We start from the raw sequence: 19,492 nt of genomic DNA, 5'->3' as shown, positions 1-19,492 counted from the left end.
AGTTTGTCGACAGTCTGAAAGGCGTGATGCTTGTCATCACGCCTTTTTCTTATTTATTTTAAACCTTCTAATTAAGCCCTGCTTCTGCAGCTCTTACCATCACTACCGCAAACTGTGCCCTGGTTGCAGCATCATTAACACCGAATGTTCCATTAGGATGTCCATACATTAGCTCGTTTACAGTCATGGCACTAATAAAGCGTGATCCCCAATAATCCTTTGGAATATCGCTGTAGCGCGGCTGCATTCCATCGTCTTTAAGCTGGAAAGTTAGAGTTAAAACTTTGGCCATTTGCACTCTTGTCAGAGGAGCATCCGGGTTAAAGTATTCACTCTTGGCAAAGATGCCGGCTTCTGTCAGCTTTGCGATTGCCATATATGCTGGATGACTTTCAGGTACATCCTTAAATCCTGGATTAGCCGGAAGGGATTGTGTCATCGGAATGCTTTTATACAAAACCCCTGCTACTTCCGCTCTGGTAATTGCCTTTCCTGGATGGATATTTCCCTTTTCATCCAATTGAAACAGGTTATTGTCCAAAAATAAATTTAATTCTTTTTCAGCCCAATGTCCCTCTGGCAGATCTGCCGCTTGCTTGGACTTAGCCATGCTTTCCAGCAGGGCTTCACTCATTAATTTATATCCTTCCAAATTAGGATGGATGTCCTCAGGGTTTGGCACATATGGCTTTGGGTCATCCCCGAATTTTTCATAAACAGAAACAAAGGTTGCCCCTTTAGTTGCTGATGCTGCTTGAATCGTTTTATTTAGCGTTTGTGTTAGTTCTATTAGTTGAGGTTTTTGAACGTCTGAGAGGTATGGAAATGGGAAATAATAACCCATCACATAAACGGCTGCTTCCGGATTTAATTCCTTAATCGTTTGAAGGATCTTGATGTAGTTCGCAGCTATACTTTGAAGAGTAGGCTTTATCGTTGCGGGATCAATGTTGAGAGTTCCTTTTTCACGGTCTATTTTGGCTTCCTTCAGGAGATCATTGGCGCCTGCTGAAATCGTAATAACGTTTGCTTGTTTAATGGCTGCCTTTAATTCTTCCTTCTCTGTTAAATCTGACAGTACATTCTCGGTAGTATACCCTGGCACTGCAAAAGCCTTTGAGTATGTATCCAGCAGTCCCTGTCCTTTTAAGTGCTCTGCAGCCATATCGGAATATCCCAAACTAATCTGCTTATCAGAGGTCATCCCTGCTGCTAATGAATCTCCTAAAGCAAGATATCTGATTGATTCTTCCATTGCTGCTGATGCTGGGGATGTTATCAATCCCAGCAATAAAATAAAAATAATCGATAAACTAGATAAACCTTTCTTGCACCTATTAACCAATTGACTTTCACACTCCCTATTTTTTAGATTCTACAAAATATATGTCATTCTGAGTAGGTATATGTATCTATTTTAAATGGCGGAAGAGAATATTTCTATCATTATTTAGTAATTTATTCCACTTAACTAATTTCCCTCCTCTTTCATTACAATTCTGTTACAATAGCAAATGGAAATTAATTGACAAATAGAGGAGGTTACTATGCAAAAATTAGTTGCTTTACTTTTTACTATATCCTTTTTTCTTATACCATTATCACAAGCCGCGGCATCTCCAGGCGGGACAGATTCCAGTGGAGGTCATACTTGTTGGACAAACTGTTCAAAATACGGGCTGGAAACAGGGGAATACCATTATCATGATGCTAACGGAAATATTATAAAAGATAATCCAAAACCGCAGCCAGCTGGTTTATTTACAGACACCGGCGGGCACTGGGCTGAGGCAAATATTAACTTATTATATGAGCTTGGTTTAGTAGGCGGATACAATGACGGTTCCTATGGTGTTAAAAAGAGTATAACTCGTGCAGAAGTTGCAGCTATCATTACTCGTCACTTAAAGCTGCCAAGTGCGGCACCATCTTTTACTGATGTCACTTCCAAGCATTGGGCCTATTCATCTATTGGTGCTGTTGCAAAAAAAGGGATTATGGGCGGATATAGTGATGGCAGCTTTAATCCTAATGCCGCAATCACCAGAGCAGAGCTAGCTGCGATGCTAGTGAGAGCATACAGCTTAACCGGAAAAAGCAGCATTTCATTTAAAGATGTTTCAACAAAGCACTGGGCGTATGGCGTCATTCAGGTGCTGCTTCATAATGATATAACTGGCGGATATCCAGACAACACATTCAGGCCAAACTCAAATGTAAATCGGGCAGAATTTGCTTCTTTCCTGGCTAGAATCATTCGAAATCATGATGTACACATTGCAGGCGGTGAAATCACCGCCCATTTTATTAATGTCGGCCAAGGCGACAGCATATTGCTGGAAACCCCTAATGGTAAAAATGTATTAATCGACGGCGGAAACAGATACGCAGGCGATGAAGTGACTGACTATTTAACCCGGGAAGGCATTGGTTCGATTGATGTCATGGTCGCCACTCATCCAGATGCTGACCATATCGGCGGGCTAATTGAAGTTTTAAAAAAGTTCCCTGTAAAAAGGGTCCTTGATAGCGGTAAAGTTCATACGACAAAGACTTATACAGAGTATTTAACATTAATTGACCAAAAAAATATCCCAATGGATATCCCATCTAAAGGGGATTTTTTAAACATTGATGAAGATATTGCTGTTCAAGTGTTAAACTCAACCTATTCAAGTTCAGATTTAAATGAATCCTCTGTTGTATTAAAAGTGGTCCATGAAGACGTTAGCTTCTTATTAACTGGAGATGCAACAATGGAGAATGAAGCGAATATGACCCAGCAATACAATGTGTCTGCAGATATATTAAAAGCTGGCCATCATGGTTCCAGCACTTCAACTTCTTCAAGCTTCCTGAATAAAGTTCAGCCTTCCATTACCATACTTTCATATGGAGACAATTCCTATGGTCATCCAAACTCGGCAGTCGTACAAAGGTTAAAATCTATAGGTTCGAAAATTTACAGTACTTATAACCATGGAAATATTATTGTGGAATCAACTGAAAATGGATTTACCGTTGAGGAGGGCTGATAACGTTGGAAAGATACACCGTTGATGCAATAGAAGGAGAAAAAGTTGTTTTATTACCCAGCAAGAATGAATGTGACAGAATCGTTGTCTCCATGAAGCAATTCTCATCAAACCTGTCAGATGGAGATATAATTGAAGCAACCATCAGCAGCGAGGGTAAAGTGATGGAATACAAGTTATTATCTGATGAAACGCAGAATGCTTTCAAGAAAAATCAGGCATTGCTTCAGAAGATTTTAAACAAAAACAAGAAATAGCTAAAAGGAGCCCACTTACTTGAGATGGGTTCTTTTTAGCTATTTCCCGCATTAGTTATAAGCAGATATAGAAGAATCTGTTCCATCCGCATTAATGAATTGATGGTTCACTCTCGTACACGCACATACCAGGTTATTCAAGCATTCCCTCTTGATTTTTTCATCGCAAATGAAATCATATAATAATTCTTTCTCCAGCTTTTCTGCAATTTCCTCAAGAGAATTTGTCTCCTGGCGGGAAAGAGAATGAATAATCTCCCTTTCAAAGAATTCCACCGATCCGTAGTAAATCTTCAATTTTACCCACGCCCTTCCAATTTATTTACAATTCTGAAAACTAAAAAGTAAAAAACTCGCCAACGTCCGGCAGAGTTTGAATGTTATTATTAGCTATACCCTATAAAAAGACATATACTCCCGACATTTTGGCAGCCCGACGATCTTAGTCATGTATATGACCTTAGACTCGCGGCTTTGCGTCCTTATTTTTCAATAAGTTTGCCTTTTTCAATTTTCATACAATTATCATATAACTATAGTAATATATTTTCAACAAATTTCGCTATTTTTCCGCAAACATTAAGACTAAAGGACTATTCCTATTCTATAAAAAGACCGGCACCTATTTGCCGGCCCTCCCATTTATCATTGTGCCTCAACATAAATCGCAGCTGGCAGACTGGCTCCGCCTGCATGCATGATCTCAAGGCTAATCATATCCTCAGCACCTGCAACAGTATAAGCCGGGAGTTCAACATACTCCGTGGAAGGCTTAAGGGTTGGGATCAAATAAACAATTCCATTCATTTTCACCGCTCCGCTATATAGTCCCCCTCTGCCCGCTATTTTTAGCTTGATGGTCTTCGCTTCACCAGTTGGGTTGATAATAGGAATATCCACCTTATAATTCATGCCAAAGTGGCCTGAATTTCCAACTGAGCCATTGACTTTAGCTAATGAATTCTCTTCGGTAAGGAAGTGATCCGTCTTTCCGTTCGAAATGTTATAGCCCACTTCCGGTGAGCCCACTGTATAGGCAGGCAGGACTGCCCGGATTTCAGCATTTGGCCAAACGCCTCTCGGATGTGCAGCGTATGGATCAATCGGAACTGGTTCTGAGTGAATCCTTGTTAAGTCTGTATTATTTGTTGTCAAAACAGTTCGGATTGTGTATTCACTATTTCCTCCGTTTATCGAGCGAATATCGACATCCTGCAAAAAGCCAATAATATAGTTAGGATGCAATTCATATGTTTCGATTAGTTTCGTTTCACCCGGCTGTATAACCATCCCCATACTCGCTGAATCAGTTAGCTTGTCATTCAGGACTTTATCAGCTATTGGAAGGCCAATATCATAATTAATCCAGCTGTTTCCGCTCGTTTTCACATAACCTTTAGAACCTGTAACCTCCAGGCTATTGATGCTTGAAGTATTTTGAATGGTTATCCCAATCTTCGCTTCTTTTCCAAGCTTATTAAGATGCCATCCAAAAATCCGGTGCTCGTTAACTGGATCTGCTAAATTTACATTATGCTGAGCAAGCGTGGCTGCTGGATTAGGAACGAGAGCAGGTGTAACTCTTTCAGGATTATCGCTTACAAGCAGGTCTCGTGAGCCTTCCAAGCTTGCATTTGGGACATATGCAGGACGTGTAGTTGAGCCCTCTGTTTTCTCAAGGAAATCGCTTGTAAACATATAATGATAGAGATAAATGTACAATTCCCTTTTATCAGTCAGGATACGCAGGTTGCCCCCCAGTGCATTGACAATAAAATGAACAGGAACGTACATTTTTCCTGACTCGATAAACGGCTTTTCTTCAATCTGCACATTCTCCTGATTGATTAGAACGTTTTGGCTTCCGTTTGTAAAAACAAAGTTCAAGCCGGCAACCTGAAATTCCAGCTGGCTATCTGTCACCCAATTTGAACTTGTGCTGTCCAAATAATTATAAAAATAGTCTGCAGGAATGTACGTTCTTCCGCTTCTCTCCTCTAAAGGATCTTCCATGATGATTCTTTTATTGTTCATATGTAATACGTATGGATCTTCTGGTGGGATTTTTTGATGATTAAGTGTTATTTCAACGGTTTGTTCACCCTGATTCCAATAAACCTTCCCATCAAGGTTCTCACTCACAAAGCGCAGCGGTACGTAAGTCCTGTATTTGTACATAAGAGGAGCAACGTTCATAGTAACCTTCTTATCATTTACTTTGGCAATAGTAGAGTTTATGGTAAGATCTACTCTTTTTCCATTTCTGACGGCACTAGCTGTTTGATTCTTTTTATCCCAATAAACCTTGGCATCAATCGCTTCATATAAATCTCTCATCGGCAAAAGCAGATGGCCGGACTTATTAAGAATAGGATCGTTAAACACAGTCTTCTTCCCATCAATTTCAATAGTCACTCCATTTTTAATATACAGGCCTTTTCCGATCAAGGTTGCAGCTGAAACACTTGATGAACCGGCCGATAGAAGGGAGCTGAGAGCAACTGCAGCAATAACAACTAAAACTCTTAATCTTGCAAACATTTTTCCACTCCTTACAAATAACGACAGGCTTCTTGGTGTCCTGTCCCTCTTTTTCGACAATAATACAATTTTACTATAAATAGGCAGATTTATGTAATAAGTGTGTATGTTGGTTAAAATTAACAATAATTACCGGAAGAAAAAAGGATGGAAACCCTATACGATTTCCATCCCTCATAGCTTATTAGTTTGCCTGCTCCCAAATCATTTCCGCCCATTCCGGGTGGTCAATGAACGGATTACGGTTATGCTGCCATTTTTCAAAAATGATGTTGTTACGATTGCGTTCAAACTCGTCAACAGGATCCTGTTCATGCCACTCAAGCAGAGTAGAAAGCTTTCCGTGGTATGGATTTGAACCGTTATTCAGCAGCTCGTTTAATTCAAGATCCACTTCTCCATTGCCTTCATAGCGGACAGCCATGTAAAAAAGCATTCTGGCAACGTCGCCTTTTACTCTGTCCGGCGGTTCCCAGGAGCTGGCCGTTTTATAGCAGCCGTCACAGCCGCTGACTGCCGTTCCGCCGTTATCAAAATCAAGGTTTCCGCGGGCACTGTTGATTCCTACATCAGTAGGGCGCAGATGATGCACATCTGTTCCAGGTCCCATGCTGGTTCCAAAATCGCCATGTGATTTTGCCCAAACATGCTCCCGGTTCCAATCACCGGCATTTCCGCCGTTCAGGTTTTCTGAACGGGATTCTCCTGTGTAGAAAAGAATGACATTGTCAGGATTTGCCGGGTCTTCATCGGTTTCCTTTAATGCGTCCCACACATCGCTGTAGGAAATAACGGTCTGCTCGGAAATGATATTGTGAAGAGCTGCTTTTAACTCTTCACCTGTTTTTCCGGAAGCATCTTCATAATAGCCCTCCAGCTGTTCAGCTTCTTCGACTGTCAGGGAAAAGCGGACTGTTACTTCGCCGCCATTCCCGTCTTTTGCTGTAACAGCAATCAGATACGTTTCTGGAGTCTCTGTCGGAAGCGTCAGGATTGAACCATTTACTGCTCCGATTGTTGCAGTGTAGGATAACTCGTCTCCATCCGGATCAGAGAAATATTCGTTTAAATCAAGTGAAACTTCCTGGCCTGTTTTCGCATTGATATTTTCTAGCGTTTTTGCGGCAACAGGTGCCTGGTTTACCTTTGGCTCAAAAGGTGAATGCATCGCATTTCCTTTTGAGTCCGTAAATTTGATGCCGGAAGGATTTGCTTTCTTGCCTATCGTCCACTTCTGGACATTTTCCGCCCCGCGGATTTCCGCGACTTTATTGCTTTCAATCATGACTTCTTTAATTTCTGCACCTGTAAGGTCTATTATGGCACCTTTGTTTGCTGAGCTGATGGCAACTCGTGTATTTTTCAGGCCTTCGCCTGTAACAGTTGCTGATTTTTTTAGCCAAAGCCCTTCGGTAAGAGTAGATGATTCGTCCATTGTAACCAATGCATTATAAGGTCCGACGACGTACTTTTTCGCATGATAGTCTACCAGATTAAATACATGGTCATACTTCGGCTCTTCCGGCTTCACTTGTTCTTTTAAGCTGGTTTGAATCATGACCGGGTCATGGTCACTTGCACGGCCATGCTCTTCCATAAAGCCAGAGTTAATATGAAGAATATCAACTTTTGTTCTGTCCGCAAGGTTGTTGGAAACTAAAATATGATCGAGCACTTGGGCATTACCTTGGTAAGAATAGGAGTAGCGCTCTTCTGCCGGCACTTTTTCAATCATGTTTGTTAATTCCTGTCCTTTTAATGCCTGTAAAGGATTGGAGAATTCAAAGTCATTAAAATCGCCAAGCAATACGATGTTCGCATTCGGATCTTTTTCCTTCACGTCTTTTACAAAGCCGCTGATCACGTTAGCAATTTTCATACGCTGAATTTCACTGTTTAAAACGGGCGGCTGAACTTTTCCGAATAACGGAAGATCTCCGCCTTTGGAGTTAAAGTGATTCGCGATGACAATTACGCTTTCACCATTAAACTCAAACTGCGCGGCCAAAGACTTGCGGCTGTCTTCGAAGGCTTCGTTTTTTGGATCAATCCGGCCGGGGTTAAGAGTCAGCTTGCCATCTTCGAAACCGACCGCTTCGTTTGCTTCTCCCTTTGTGCCTTCCATCAGGGATACACGTTCAGCATTATAAAGGAAACCGACACGGATGTTTCCGCCCGGCTGGCCGCCGTCCATTTTATCGATTGGCGCAATATCGGTATACGTATATTCCGTTCCGCCTAGCTCTTTAATTTTTTCGATTAAAAGTGCTGCGCTCTGGCTTGCGTCAGTTGTAGTGCTGTCTGTTGGGCCATCATTATCCTGGACCTCTGTCAGTCCGATAATATCAGGCTGTTTCATGTTCTTGGCAATAGCTTCTGCTAACCTCGCAACCTTCTCGGCATCTACTTTTGGTGAGAAGTTTTCCACATTATAAGAAGCAATGGTGAGTTTATCTTCTTCAGGAGCAATGTCTGTATCCTCACGAACCACTTCACCTTCCACAAGCTCCGGCAAAGCTGCTTCGTCACTTAACACTTTATAGTTGCTGAAGCCGTAGCTTACGACACCCTGGATGTTTCCGTTGAAACTGTCTCCCATTTTAGCCACAAAGCTTTCATTGTTCATATCAATGTGGATTCTTTCTGGGTTAAAATCGTCTTCCGTAATGCGCAGTCCGCCATCTGCCGTGTTCGTTGGGACATTTCCCGGAACAACTGCAAGCTCACCATACTTTTGCGGTGCCACTACTTTTGGGTTGTTGACTTGAACGAGCATTCCTTCCAGGCTTTCATAGAAATCGATGCCATCCTGTTCCGGATCAAATTCGGAGAAGCTGTCGTTGTCAATGACTTCTGTCGGAGGCATGCGATCCTCTCCGATTACGACTGAAGCCGGAAGTTCATCCGTTCCCGTTTTGGTAACGTTGGTGGCGCTGATTTCTGTTACAGGCAAATCAGTTTCTTTCTTTTCTGAATAGCCATCAAGCACCCATTCTTTTACCAGCCCATTAACAGAAACAACGTCTCCCTCTGTTAAACCGTGCTTGCTTTTATAAACTAAGATTCCTTCTGATGTTTTAGGATCTGAATCAGGCTCTTGATCCTGCATGTAGAAATTATGATTATCTACTACTTTCGTGATGATCCCCTCAACTTCGGTTACATGAAAACCGTCATACACTGAATAGTGCCCGGCACCTTGAATATCATGGATGCGGACGTCTTCTTTTTGAATAATATAATTAAATACAGCTACTTTGCTGTTAGTTAAGCCTTCTTTTACAGCCAGCGCATTAATGGTTGTATCTTTATTGATCGCGATTGGCTCACTGTAAACTGCACTATTAGCAGTTGGGTCAGTGCCATCTGTCGTATAGTAGATGGTTGCATCTTCAGTTAAGGTCGACAGACTGACTTGATCGCCTGACTGTACAAAACCCGATCCTGGTGCTGCTGTTACCTGCTGGACTTTGGTGGAGTCGGCAATAACATCAGCTGCACTTCGCGGAATTAGCTGATAAGTTCCATTATAAGCACCTAAAACCCCGGTGATGGAATCATAGCTTGTGTCTGCAGTGAGCAGGGATGAATCATCTGGTCTGATTTGGAAGGAAGTTCCTTCTTCATCAACCGCTGTATAATTTCCGCCGCTAAAGGATTGTACGGATACTTTTTCAATTTTGACAAGCGTAGCCTCTTTGCTTTCGTCAAGCTGGGCTGCTGTAAGGACTTCTGGTTCAGGTACATCCGCTGAATCGATTACTTTAACGTCGTCAGCTTGCACCTCTATTTCCAAAAGTGTTGCATATTCTGTCAATTTACCAGATGCGCTCACCACATCACCAGGCTGAACATCAAGACGAAGCCCGTATAATACGATTCCCGCTGTTTCATCCTGTATGTAAGTAGCAGAACCTAATACCGCTGTTACCACACCTTTTGTAAGCACACTACTTTCTTTAGGCAGTGCACGTACCTCGGCAATCGTTTGTTCTTGCACAATGCTATATTCAAAGGCTGATATTTCGCTATGATCGAGGCCTTTTTTTACAGCGAAGGCTTTGATTGTTGTACCCTCATTGATAATGATGGGTTCTGAATACTCCGTACTGGCTGTTGTTGGTTCAGATCCATCAATGGTGTAATAGATCGCAGCATCTTCCGTGGAAGTAGAAAGAGTCACTGGTGTACCACTTGCAATGGCCCCTGCTTCAGGCGAAGCTATAACAGGGGAAACCTGTGTTGGATCCGTTTCTGCTGCAAAGGTGTAGGAAGTTGGGCTCTTTAACCCCGGACCTGTAAAGTAAGCTTCAAGTGAACCCGTGATTTGAATTTTCTTTCCGAGATTCTCCGGGTTATCTACCAAGTTCAATTCTGTTCTAATCGAACCGCTCGGCAATTGAACCGGCATGATTTTACTAGGGTCTGTTTCTGCTGCAGAGTCTGCAATGGCAATATTGGTTGCAGGCGAAAATGGCCCCTCATGCTGATAACTATTTGTTCCTTTTGTTGTACCGACAATATATCCTTCAACCGTGGCAGTACCGCTATTATTCGCAATAGCCTCCCCAACGGTGATTGTCCCGTCTGCATAAGCAGAAGAAAACGGAGCAAAAAGACTAAGGATCAAGGCAAAAATAGACACAAGGCTGAACATCTTCTTCGGACGTCTTCCTATCATAATATCCTCTCCTAAACTAGTATTTGAACGTTGACATGATACTCCAATACTAGTAAAACACTCCTCTATAAACACCACAATTGAAATTATGTAAATATTAGGTTAATAGACAAAAATGAGATAATGGAACTAGCGATTTATAGGTACCAGGTACCACCCGAATTTTGTCGAATAAACTTATCTTAATTTGCAATATTATTTAGCTACCTCTATAATAGACTGAAACTTCCTTTATTCTGTTAATTCAGTAAATTGCCACAGTAGAGGGAAGAAAATTTAAATTTGGAGGGATCTAAGAACATTGGATGCACAGACAACATCAGAGACTAGATTAGAGAGTGGAACAAATAAAAAAAAGAAATGGGAGATGCCTGACACCTATGTAATCCTTTTCCTTGTGCTGTTAATAGCAGTAGTCGCAACCTATTTGGTACCAGCCGGCTCTTTCGAAAGGGAAATGGTTGATGAGGTAGAACGGGTAGTACCTGGTACATATGCGGAAACTGACGGGAATCCGACTGGGTTTATGGATATTTTTCTTGCTTTGCAGGAAGGAATGGTTCAATCTGGCGGGTTAATATTTCTTGTTCTTTTTGCAGGAGGCGCCTTCGAGGTAGTTGAACGATCCGGCGCTATTAAGGGAGGGATTCTCCGGGCTGTTTCAAAAACTCGCGGAAAGGAATTTTGGCTCATCGCGATTGTTTCGATATTATTCGCACTTGGAGGAGCAGTTGGCGCAGTAGCCAATTCTGTTATTCCCTTTGTCGCAATTGGACTTATTATAACAAGAGCACTCAAGCTGGATGCACTTGTGGCAGTTTCCATTACTTTCGGGGCCACTTTTGCAGGCTTTAACGTTGGGTTCCTGAACCCTTATACAGTTGGCATCGCTCAAAGCATTGCCGATATCCCCTTATTCTCCGGAATGGCACTAAGACTTATTGCTTTTGCAGTTATTGTTGGTACCACAATTCTATACACCTGGAGCTATGCCAAAAAGGTACTTGCAGATCCTGCTAAAAGTTTAGTTGGAGTAGCAGAGGAAACCTCCTCTTTAGACGATAATCTTAAAGTTCCTTTTACCATTCGGCATAAAATTATCCTTAGCTTTGTCGGATTAGCTCTGCTATTTTTTATATTTGCTACCATTCAATTTAAGTGGACGATCAATCATATGGCGGCATTCTTCATTATTATTGGTCTCATTTCAGGCATCATTGCCGGCATGAACTATAATCAAGTAGCCCTGACCTTCCTCGAAGGCTGTCAAAAGCTTGTATATGGGGCATTAATTATCGGTGTAGCCCGCGCGATCTTAATTGTTATGGAAAATGCCAGCATTCTTGATACATTTGTCCATGCACTTTCAATTCCCCTAGAAGGGCTATCACCAATCCTCGCAACAATTGGAATGTTTGTATCCAATGCAATTTTGAACTTTTTGGTTCCATCCGGCAGCGGCCAGGCAATGATCTCCATGCCAATTTTGGCGCCGCTGGCAGATATGATTGGCATCACCCGCCAGGTCGCCGTACAAGCTTACCAATTCGGAGACGGCTTTACCAACAGCATATTCCCTACCTCCGGCCCGCTCATGGCAAGCCTTGCCGTAGCTGGAGTCCCATGGATCAAATGGGCAAAATGGATGCTGCCCCTCTTCCTCATCTGGTGTGTAATCGCCGTTGCTATGCTCAGTATTGGCGTCTTAATAAATTGGGGGCCAGTATAAAAGGTACCAGGTACCACCCGAATTTTGTCGAATAATATAATAGGAACTTAAGTAAAAAAGAGAATCTCCTTCTGCAGGGATTCTCTTTTGCTTTCTATTATTTATATACTTTTATTGTTACAGTTTTGCTTCCCCATTGGAGGGCTTTTTGTTTGTTCGGAATGAAGACATCGATTTTGTTTCCTTTTACTGCAGAGCCTTTATCGCCTGCAATTGCTTCCCCGTATCCTGGTACATATACCTTGGATCCTAGTGGAATGACCTTGGGATCTACAGAGATTACTTTAGCATTCGGGTTCTTTTTTAAATTAATGCCTGTGTAAGTAATTCCGCTGCAGCCTTTACAGCTTGCAGTGTAAGCTGTTGCTTTTACGGTAATTTCTTTATAGGCACGAGTTTTTTGAGTCGCTTTTGGCTTTGAAGCTTTCACAGCTGTTGATGTTTTTGCAGCTGCAGAAGATATTTTTAATACCTGTTTAGGTTTAATTGTATTTGAACTTAGTTTATTCCAAGATTTTAGCTGTTGAACAGTTACCTTATTCTTTTTAGCAATCGCCCAAAGGGTATCGCCTGACTTTACTGTATATGTCGAGTTTCCAGCGGCAAAAGTGACATTTGAAAATCCAAATGATAGAAAAACAGCAACAGTTAGATAGATTAGTATTTTCTTCAAAACGTATCTCCTTTATGTCCCTTGATAGGAACATATTAGCAGAGGAACATAACAGGAACGTTTCAATAAACTACTATTTATATTACAAAATAATTCTTATTTAATATTTTTGTAATATAAGGAGGTTAACTTAAAGGGCACCTTTTAACCCGAAATATATTCTTTGAACATTTTCTTATCACCAATAAATAAATGCTCTTCTTATTAAGAACAGAAAAAGAGCACCCCAGACTTCTGAAGGTGCTTAAAAGGAAATTAGATTTATGGCTTACCAACCTAAATCTATTACCAACATTGTAAAAGGTTTACCTTTGGTAGTCGACTGTAAAAGGATTCATTTTATTTTTTCTAGAACTATAGCTAATTGGTCTCAAATTTTTTAATTTAGACCCTATAATAGGAAAATAGTGCACATTCAATTCATAAAAAATGGCTGGCACATAAAAGCCAGCCAGAAAATATCCCAAAACACCTACACCGTAAAGGCAGCTGCTCTTTCTTTACATACTAAGTATAATAATTTCAACTTTATGTATTTTCTCAAACTGTTTCATCAGACTTGATTAGCTAGTATCGTCACTAATGCACTGATAAGAACTGCTACAATTGGAAAAGAAATATATAGGAGCTTTCTTTTTATTTCTTTTTTTCTGGCAATTTCTTCTGGTGTAATCCAATTATGATTTGACATCTCTATTTTTCTCCTTTACTTATTGATGGCAGCTGGCTGGCTTTATTTTTTAAATAGAAGCCCCTTTAGCTTTGCGTCATTACTTTTCAGTAATTTTGCCCTTATAGATCATATCGGATACAATCCTTAAGTTTTTTAGGGGTATCTAACTATCAAGAATCTTCAGATAATACGAATAATTCGCTTCATTTTTTCTTTAAATATTTTTATACCCCTTATCAATTCGAATTAAACATCCCCTATAAAATTTAAATTTCCAATCTATTATAGTAAAATACTTACTGAAGAGGAAGTATTATGCAAATTCCCTATTTAAATAAAAAAAGCACACTAGGAATAAGTCCCCGTGTGCTTAAAAGAAAATATGATTTATGGCTTACCAATCATTTATATAAATATTAATACCATTGTCGAAACCTGTCGAACTGAAAAAGAATCATTTTTTCATTTTTTATTATAGTGAAAAGGTAATGTGGTTTTTCATTAATAACCAAACTAAGGAAATAACTAGAAAAAGGAGAAGTATCATCTTGTTAAGATTTAATTCCAAATAAAAACCTTAATTTTTCTTCTAATTCCACGATGAAAGCCTTTTTAGATATATCCTCACCACTTTCACCTTTTACATAAGCATCTAAAAGAATTTGCAGGAAACTCTCTTGTTCTTTTGTCATATTCAAGTACCTTCCTAATTTCCAATTAATAACTATAAATATAATTAATTTATTCATGATAGTAAATGAAAATTATATTACATTTATATTGTTTCTTTTCCTATTAGAAAGTCTACAGCATGCTTAAATGTAAACGCTAAACTAGAATCAACAGTTTTCAACAATTAACTTTAAACAGATTTCCACAAATAAGAATCAACAGTTACTGGTCAATCTAGTAACACTTTCAATATACTTATTTCAGTTTATTGAAAGTGAGGGTTTAGGAGTGGAGAGATACATGATCTACCATGAAATTCATCAACTGAAAAAAGAAGGTTTCACAAACAGTGCAATTTCCAGGAAGTTAGGAGTGTCAAGAAATACAGTAATAGAATACGTGGGGATGTCGGTGGAGGAATTTATGACATTCGTTCATTCTATGCAGACTAGGGAAAAGAAGCTTGATCCCTATCGGGACCATATTTTAGGTTGGTTACAGGAACATAATGATTTAAGTAGTGCTCAAATTCATGATTGGCTCCAAGAGAAATTGAATGTACAGAATGTTTCAGAAGGCACAGTGAGAAATTACGTGAAGGAACTTAGAGAACTTTACCACATTCCCAAACAAGTTTTAGCCAGGAAGTTTGGAGCTATACCTGAACTGCCTATGGGCAAACAAATGCAAGTAGATTTTGGTGAAATAAAAGTTCGAAGTACGATGGGGAATACAGCCAAACTCTACTTTGTAGGCTTTATTCTTTCCCACTCCAGATTTAAGTACGTTGAATGGTTAGATCGCCCTTTTCGAACAGAAGACTTGATACATATGCAGGAAAATGCTTTTCGGTATTTTGGCGGGATAACAGAAGAAATTGTTTATGATCAAGATCGCCTACTAGCTGTTAGTGAAAACGCTGGAGATCTGATACTTACAGCTGCTTTTACGAAATATCAAAAAACGAGAGAGTTCAAAGTATATTTATGTAGAAAAGCAGATCCGCAATCAAAAGGAAAAGTAGAACAGTTAGTTAAATACGTGAAACACAACTTTGCCAAGAATCGAACATTTGATAACCTTGGAGATTGGCAGTCTTCTTGCATAAAATGGCTTGAGAGAACCGGAAATTATAAAAAGCACCATAATACGAAGAAAAGACCTGTTGAAATGCACGCCCTGGAAAAGCCGCATCTTCAAAAGGTCTCTGGTACTTACATTTTCGAAAATGTATCTTCCCATAGTATAACAAGAAAGGTACATAAGGACAATGTCATTCGTTATGAAGGAAACCGATATAGTGTACCGTTAGGTACTTTTAAAAATGGCCATCATAATCATGTCTATGTTCAAATTGAAGAACCCTATCTAGTCATCAGACCAGAAAGGAATGGACAAGTGATTGCCAAGCACATCATATCATCTGACAAAGGCTCGGTCATTACGCTTCCTGAACATCGTGAACGCAGCCGAACAAAACGGGACTCCCTCATCCGGCAACTATACCAAGACCTTTCTGATGAAGATCTTGTAACATGGCTGGTGAAAGTGTTACTAGTGCAGTATCCCCGCCACCTGACAGATCAATTGAAAGTTGTATCAGAAGTTTCTAAGCGTTATCCAGATTCAATTGAAGAAGCAATCAGAACGATGAAAAAGCTACAGATGAAAAGTGCTCATGAGCTTCGGGATATTGCAATCTCTCTTGAAATTGAAAAGCAAAAACAAACGAAACTTATTGGAATAGAAAATGAGAGGTACAAGAACTTAGCTGCCCCTGAACGTAAAGAAGATATTTATCTTCATGTTTTACAAGGGGGTGGGAAATAAATGAGTGATTTATACGAGTCTTTACAAGAAAAGTGCAGAGTCTTAAGGCTTGCGGAAACTGCCAAAGAACTACCACGCTTTTTAAGGGAAGCAGAGGCGAAAAGCTGGACTTATCATGAACTTCTTCATGAAATCTTGACGTATGAGACTCAGTGCAGGGAGCGTAAAAATAGTGAGAAATTAATGAAGTGGGCCGAATTCCCGGATGTGCTTACTTTTGATCAATTTCGACTTGAAGAGCAATCTGCCATTGGGGAAAAACATCTTAATGTATTAAAAGAGCTATCCTGGATTGATGAATGTTTCACCCTGATCATGATGGGACCTACAGGTGTTGGAAAGACTCATCTATCAACAGCACTCGGTATCCACGCAATTGAGCGTGGATATCAAGTATCGTTTGTTTCAATGGAACGATTGATCTATGTATTGAAATCCAGAGAGTATATCAACAAATCTAAAACCCGATACAAGCGTATCATGAATTCAGACTTGATTATAATCGATGATGTCATGTACATGGCTTATGAACCTCAGGATGCCCATCTATTTTTTCAATTTATTTACGATATGTACGATAAGGCTGCGTTTATCCTTACATCAAATAAAGGACCGAACGAGTGGGGAAAGTTTCTAGGAGACACGACGCTGACAACAGCAATATTAGATCGTCTACTTCACAGAAGTGAAATCTTGACATTTAGTGAGAAGCAGAACAGCATACGCATGAAATACCGTAAGGTATTATTTGAAGGCCAAAGTGTTGATTCTTAATTATCGAAAACTGTTAAATCTTATTTAATGAAAACTGTTGATTTCTACTTGACGGTTACATTAAATCAATAACCTAAGAAAAAGTAAAATATTTCTATATATTCCAGGAAAATAACATATATTTTCGGAATATCTTTGTTACACTTTTGTTAATGTGAAAATATGGATAGGTAGTCATATTTAAGAGTAAATGACACAACCTTGCAGTTTATTATTTTTATAGCATTGGAGGCATTAATATGAACAACAAATATAAGTTTCACCGCAAGTTTTTTACATTTTCCTTATCTGCAGCAATTCTCGCAAGTTCCGTGTTGCCTAACACAATTAGCGCTGCTAGCTTTAAAGATGTCCAAGAGGGAAAATGGTACACCGAAGCAGTAAATGCTTTAGCGGACAAGGAAATACTAAACGGCTATAAAGATGGCACTTTCAGGCCTTTTGATAACATGACTAAAGCCGAAACAGTTGTAGTGATTGCCCGTGCTATGGGACTTAAAATGGAAAATCCCGAATCCCCAGGATTCTCTGATGTTACTGAGAATGCGTGGTTCTACAACTCCATTGCAGCGGCCAAAGAAGCCGGTATTGTACTCGGCAATGGTTCTGGACAATTTGAACCTAACAAAAAGATTAACCGTGCAGAAATGGCAAGCTTGCTTGTTAAGGCATTTGAATTATCAGGAGAAGGAATAGAAGTGAATTTCACTGATGTAAAACCTGCAGATTGGTATTATGATGAAATTCAAGCGTTGGTTGCAAATGAGATAACCATAGGTACCTCTCCTGCTACATTTTCACCTAAAGATCTTTTAAATCGAGCTCAAGGTGCTGAATTTATCAACAGATCCATTAATTTGCTGCTAGATACAGATAAGTCTGCTCCAATTGCGGACAAAGCAAATCTAGTGCTTGAGGATGGCACAAATATAAATACTGACTTTAATGAGGATAATGAAATATCTATAGGGTTACCTCTCCAGAGCACTTTGTCTTCACTTAAGCTTAATGTAAAAGATGAAAACCTGTTGAAAGATAATGTACAAGTTCTGCTGACAGGTGCACCGGAAAACCATCCTGAATACATGCCTGATACCCCTTCAGTATGGGGAACCTTAGTATTTAATGAATCGGATGATACATGGGAATTGATGGTACCCGAATCAAACAACCCATATTATTTTAACTTAGAAGGTGATTATACACTTCAAGCCACCTTTAAAGACGAAGCCCTTAATGAAACAACCATAACCATAAATATTACGGTTGAACCCGGTCAACCAGAAGAACCAGAATATTCCCTTCTTGAACTTAATAAGCCGTATACCTCACCGGATAATCAAATGACAGTAACCATGAAGAGCGTTGAAGCTACAGAGTATGATGGCTATATTGAATACACGTTTACTTATGAAGAAGCTAATAACACCGCTGATAGCATAATTGATCAAGGAAGTTTAAAAATTTATTATTCAAACGGTGACTCTGAACCTCAATACGGCTTTTTTAATAAGCTTTATCCAGGGGAGAAGGAAGAAAGAAGTTATACTTTTAAAGCGTTAAAAACCCAGGAACCTCTGCTTGTAGAATATGGAAGTGACCTTTTCTTTAACCAGGAACCTTCACCTGATACTTTAAAATGGGCTGTGACTGAAAAATAGATATATAGGATTCCTATTATCCTATTAATCCAACCCGCGGAATGCTTTCCCCGCGGGTTATCCTTTTTACTGATAAATCAAAAGGCTTCTAAAGTTATCTATAAAAATAATAGTAATAAGCAAGTTCCCAATCATAATGATTAGGAATAATAGTAACTTCTGTTTCACCGTAATACCCTGAAGCGTTAAGCTCTATATGATTAGGTTTGACTTTGCCAAAGTCTAAGCTCATACCGCTTAAAAGCGTTCTTGAAGATCCAGATGACTGAATTAGTTTTACTTTTTGCCCACTTACAAGTGAGAAACTATAATTATCATAGTAATTAGAATGAATATTTCCATATGCATCAATAGAATAATGGATATTAATATCGTTATCGAACTTAGATTTGGCATTAACCTTCACATTGATTTTTTTATTGTCGCTGTATACGGAAGCTGTGGATGATTTCTGATCCCATTGGACAGTTGCCCCTAATGATTCACTGACAAATCTCAGCGGAACCAGCGTTCGGCTCGTATCATTGTCAATCTGCGCAGGAACATCAATATAAGATTCAATCCCATTTATGTATGTATAATTACTCCATAAAAACAGGATTATTTCTTTGTCTCCCCTTGTTGCTGTAATGGATTTGTAATAAGAATCATATTCAACTTGCGCCCCCAATTGTTCAAAGATTGCCCTCATTGGAACTAACGCCCTTTGTTCAACATATTTGCCGCCTGTTAGCGAGACAACAGTATTTGCTGAAGCATTGGCAGGAAAAAGTATTCCCATTCCCAGCAAGAACAACAAGGTAATTTTTATTAATTTACCCATATAATTCCTCCTATTTAAAATATAACTTTATTATAGTTAAATAGACCTAATAATAATAGTTTTTTATTAAATTTTTTCCACCTTAAAGGATAGTTTGGTAGATTATCTATTCTATGTTATATTTCTATTAGTAATATATTGGA

14 protein-coding genes and 2 riboswitches are annotated in these 19,492 nt (G+C 39.5%); of the genes, 6 read left to right on the top strand and 8 right to left on the bottom strand.

The genetic code is table 11. The features are described 5' to 3' along the window. Positions 1–67: 67 nt before the first annotated feature. Entirely contained in the window at positions 68–1,345 is a 1,278-nt protein-coding gene (locus tag J7I93_RS04545) for a GDSL-type esterase/lipase family protein (RefSeq protein ID WP_214723747.1), read from the bottom strand. Positions 1,346–1,547: 202 nt separating this feature from the next. Between J7I93_RS04545 and J7I93_RS04540 the strand changes: the two genes are divergently transcribed. Together J7I93_RS04540 and J7I93_RS04535 are read left to right on the top strand one after the other, a co-directional pair. After that, a complete protein-coding gene (locus J7I93_RS04540) occupies positions 1,548–3,035 on the top strand; it encodes an S-layer homology domain-containing protein (RefSeq protein WP_214723745.1) in 1,488 nt (495 codons plus the stop codon). Between the two features lie 5 nt (positions 3,036–3,040). Next, positions 3,041–3,292 (top strand): DUF3006 domain-containing protein, encoded by a 252-nt coding sequence (locus J7I93_RS04535; RefSeq protein ID WP_214723743.1) that lies wholly within the window; start codon positions 3,041–3,043, stop codon positions 3,290–3,292. Positions 3,293–3,343: 51 nt separating this feature from the next. On the opposite strand, the gene J7I93_RS04530 is transcribed toward J7I93_RS04535, so the two are convergent. The 3 genes from J7I93_RS04530 to J7I93_RS04520 all read right to left on the bottom strand — a co-directional run bounded on the left by J7I93_RS04530 (position 3,344) and on the right by J7I93_RS04520 (position 10,514). Next, positions 3,344–3,589 (bottom strand): hypothetical protein, encoded by a 246-nt coding sequence (locus J7I93_RS04530; RefSeq protein ID WP_214723741.1) that lies wholly within the window; start codon positions 3,587–3,589, stop codon positions 3,344–3,346. A 127-nt stretch (positions 3,590–3,716) separates the two neighbouring features. Further along, positions 3,717–3,805: riboswitch (cyclic di-GMP riboswitch) on the bottom strand. 132 nt (positions 3,806–3,937) lie between these two features. Then, complete coding sequence (locus J7I93_RS04525) at positions 3,938–5,833, bottom strand: copper amine oxidase N-terminal domain-containing protein (protein ID WP_214723739.1); 1,896 nt, start codon at positions 5,831–5,833, stop codon at positions 3,938–3,940. 184 nt (positions 5,834–6,017) lie between these two features. Further along, entirely contained in the window at positions 6,018–10,514 is a 4,497-nt protein-coding gene (locus J7I93_RS04520) for a chitobiase/beta-hexosaminidase C-terminal domain-containing protein (protein ID WP_214987785.1), read from the bottom strand. Between the two features lie 301 nt (positions 10,515–10,815). Here J7I93_RS04520 and J7I93_RS04515 point away from each other — a divergent pair, with 301 nt between their 5' ends. Beyond that, positions 10,816–12,243 (top strand): YfcC family protein, encoded by a 1,428-nt coding sequence (locus tag J7I93_RS04515; protein ID WP_214987787.1) that lies wholly within the window; start codon positions 10,816–10,818, stop codon positions 12,241–12,243. Positions 12,244–12,340: 97 nt separating this feature from the next. Here J7I93_RS04515 and J7I93_RS04510 read toward each other — a convergent pair whose 3' ends face one another. The 3 genes from J7I93_RS04510 to J7I93_RS04500 form a co-directional block, all read right to left on the bottom strand. Beyond that, positions 12,341–12,916, bottom strand: a complete 576-nt coding sequence (locus tag J7I93_RS04510) for a 3D domain-containing protein (RefSeq protein ID WP_214723737.1) — start codon at positions 12,914–12,916, stop codon at positions 12,341–12,343. Positions 12,917–13,469: 553 nt separating this feature from the next. Beyond that, a complete protein-coding gene (locus J7I93_RS04505; protein WP_214723735.1) occupies positions 13,470–13,607 on the bottom strand; it encodes a hypothetical protein in 138 nt (45 codons plus the stop codon). 24 nt (positions 13,608–13,631) lie between these two features. Then, positions 13,632–13,717: riboswitch (cyclic di-GMP riboswitch) on the bottom strand. Between the two features lie 423 nt (positions 13,718–14,140). Next, the gene (locus J7I93_RS04500; RefSeq protein ID WP_214723733.1) at positions 14,141–14,281 is read right to left on the bottom strand and encodes a YwzD family small protein; all 141 of its coding nucleotides are present in this window, start codon (positions 14,279–14,281) and stop codon (positions 14,141–14,143) included. A 280-nt stretch (positions 14,282–14,561) separates the two neighbouring features. On the opposite strand from J7I93_RS04500, the gene istA reads away from it, so the two are divergent. The 3 genes from istA to J7I93_RS04485 all read left to right on the top strand — a co-directional run bounded on the left by istA (position 14,562) and on the right by J7I93_RS04485 (position 18,526). Continuing rightward, the gene (gene istA / locus J7I93_RS04495; protein ID WP_214723731.1) at positions 14,562–16,091 is read left to right on the top strand and encodes an IS21 family transposase; all 1,530 of its coding nucleotides are present in this window, start codon (positions 14,562–14,564) and stop codon (positions 16,089–16,091) included. Then, positions 16,092–16,865, top strand: coding sequence for an IS21-like element helper ATPase IstB (gene istB, locus J7I93_RS04490; RefSeq protein WP_214723729.1), 774 nt, complete (start codon positions 16,092–16,094; stop codon positions 16,863–16,865). 239 nt (positions 16,866–17,104) lie between these two features. Further along, positions 17,105–18,526 (top strand): S-layer homology domain-containing protein, encoded by a 1,422-nt coding sequence (locus J7I93_RS04485; protein ID WP_214723727.1) that lies wholly within the window; start codon positions 17,105–17,107, stop codon positions 18,524–18,526. Positions 18,527–18,620: 94 nt separating this feature from the next. On the opposite strand, the gene J7I93_RS04480 is transcribed toward J7I93_RS04485, so the two are convergent. After that, positions 18,621–19,349 (bottom strand): copper amine oxidase N-terminal domain-containing protein, encoded by a 729-nt coding sequence (locus J7I93_RS04480; protein ID WP_214723725.1) that lies wholly within the window; start codon positions 19,347–19,349, stop codon positions 18,621–18,623. Between the last annotated feature and the right edge of the window lie 143 nt (positions 19,350–19,492).

Source organism: Bacillus sp. ISL-47, from assembly GCF_018613175.1.
GTDB lineage: Bacteria > Bacillota > Bacilli > Bacillales > Cytobacillaceae > Cytobacillus.
This window is presented reverse-complemented; position numbering and strand designations above follow the sequence as displayed.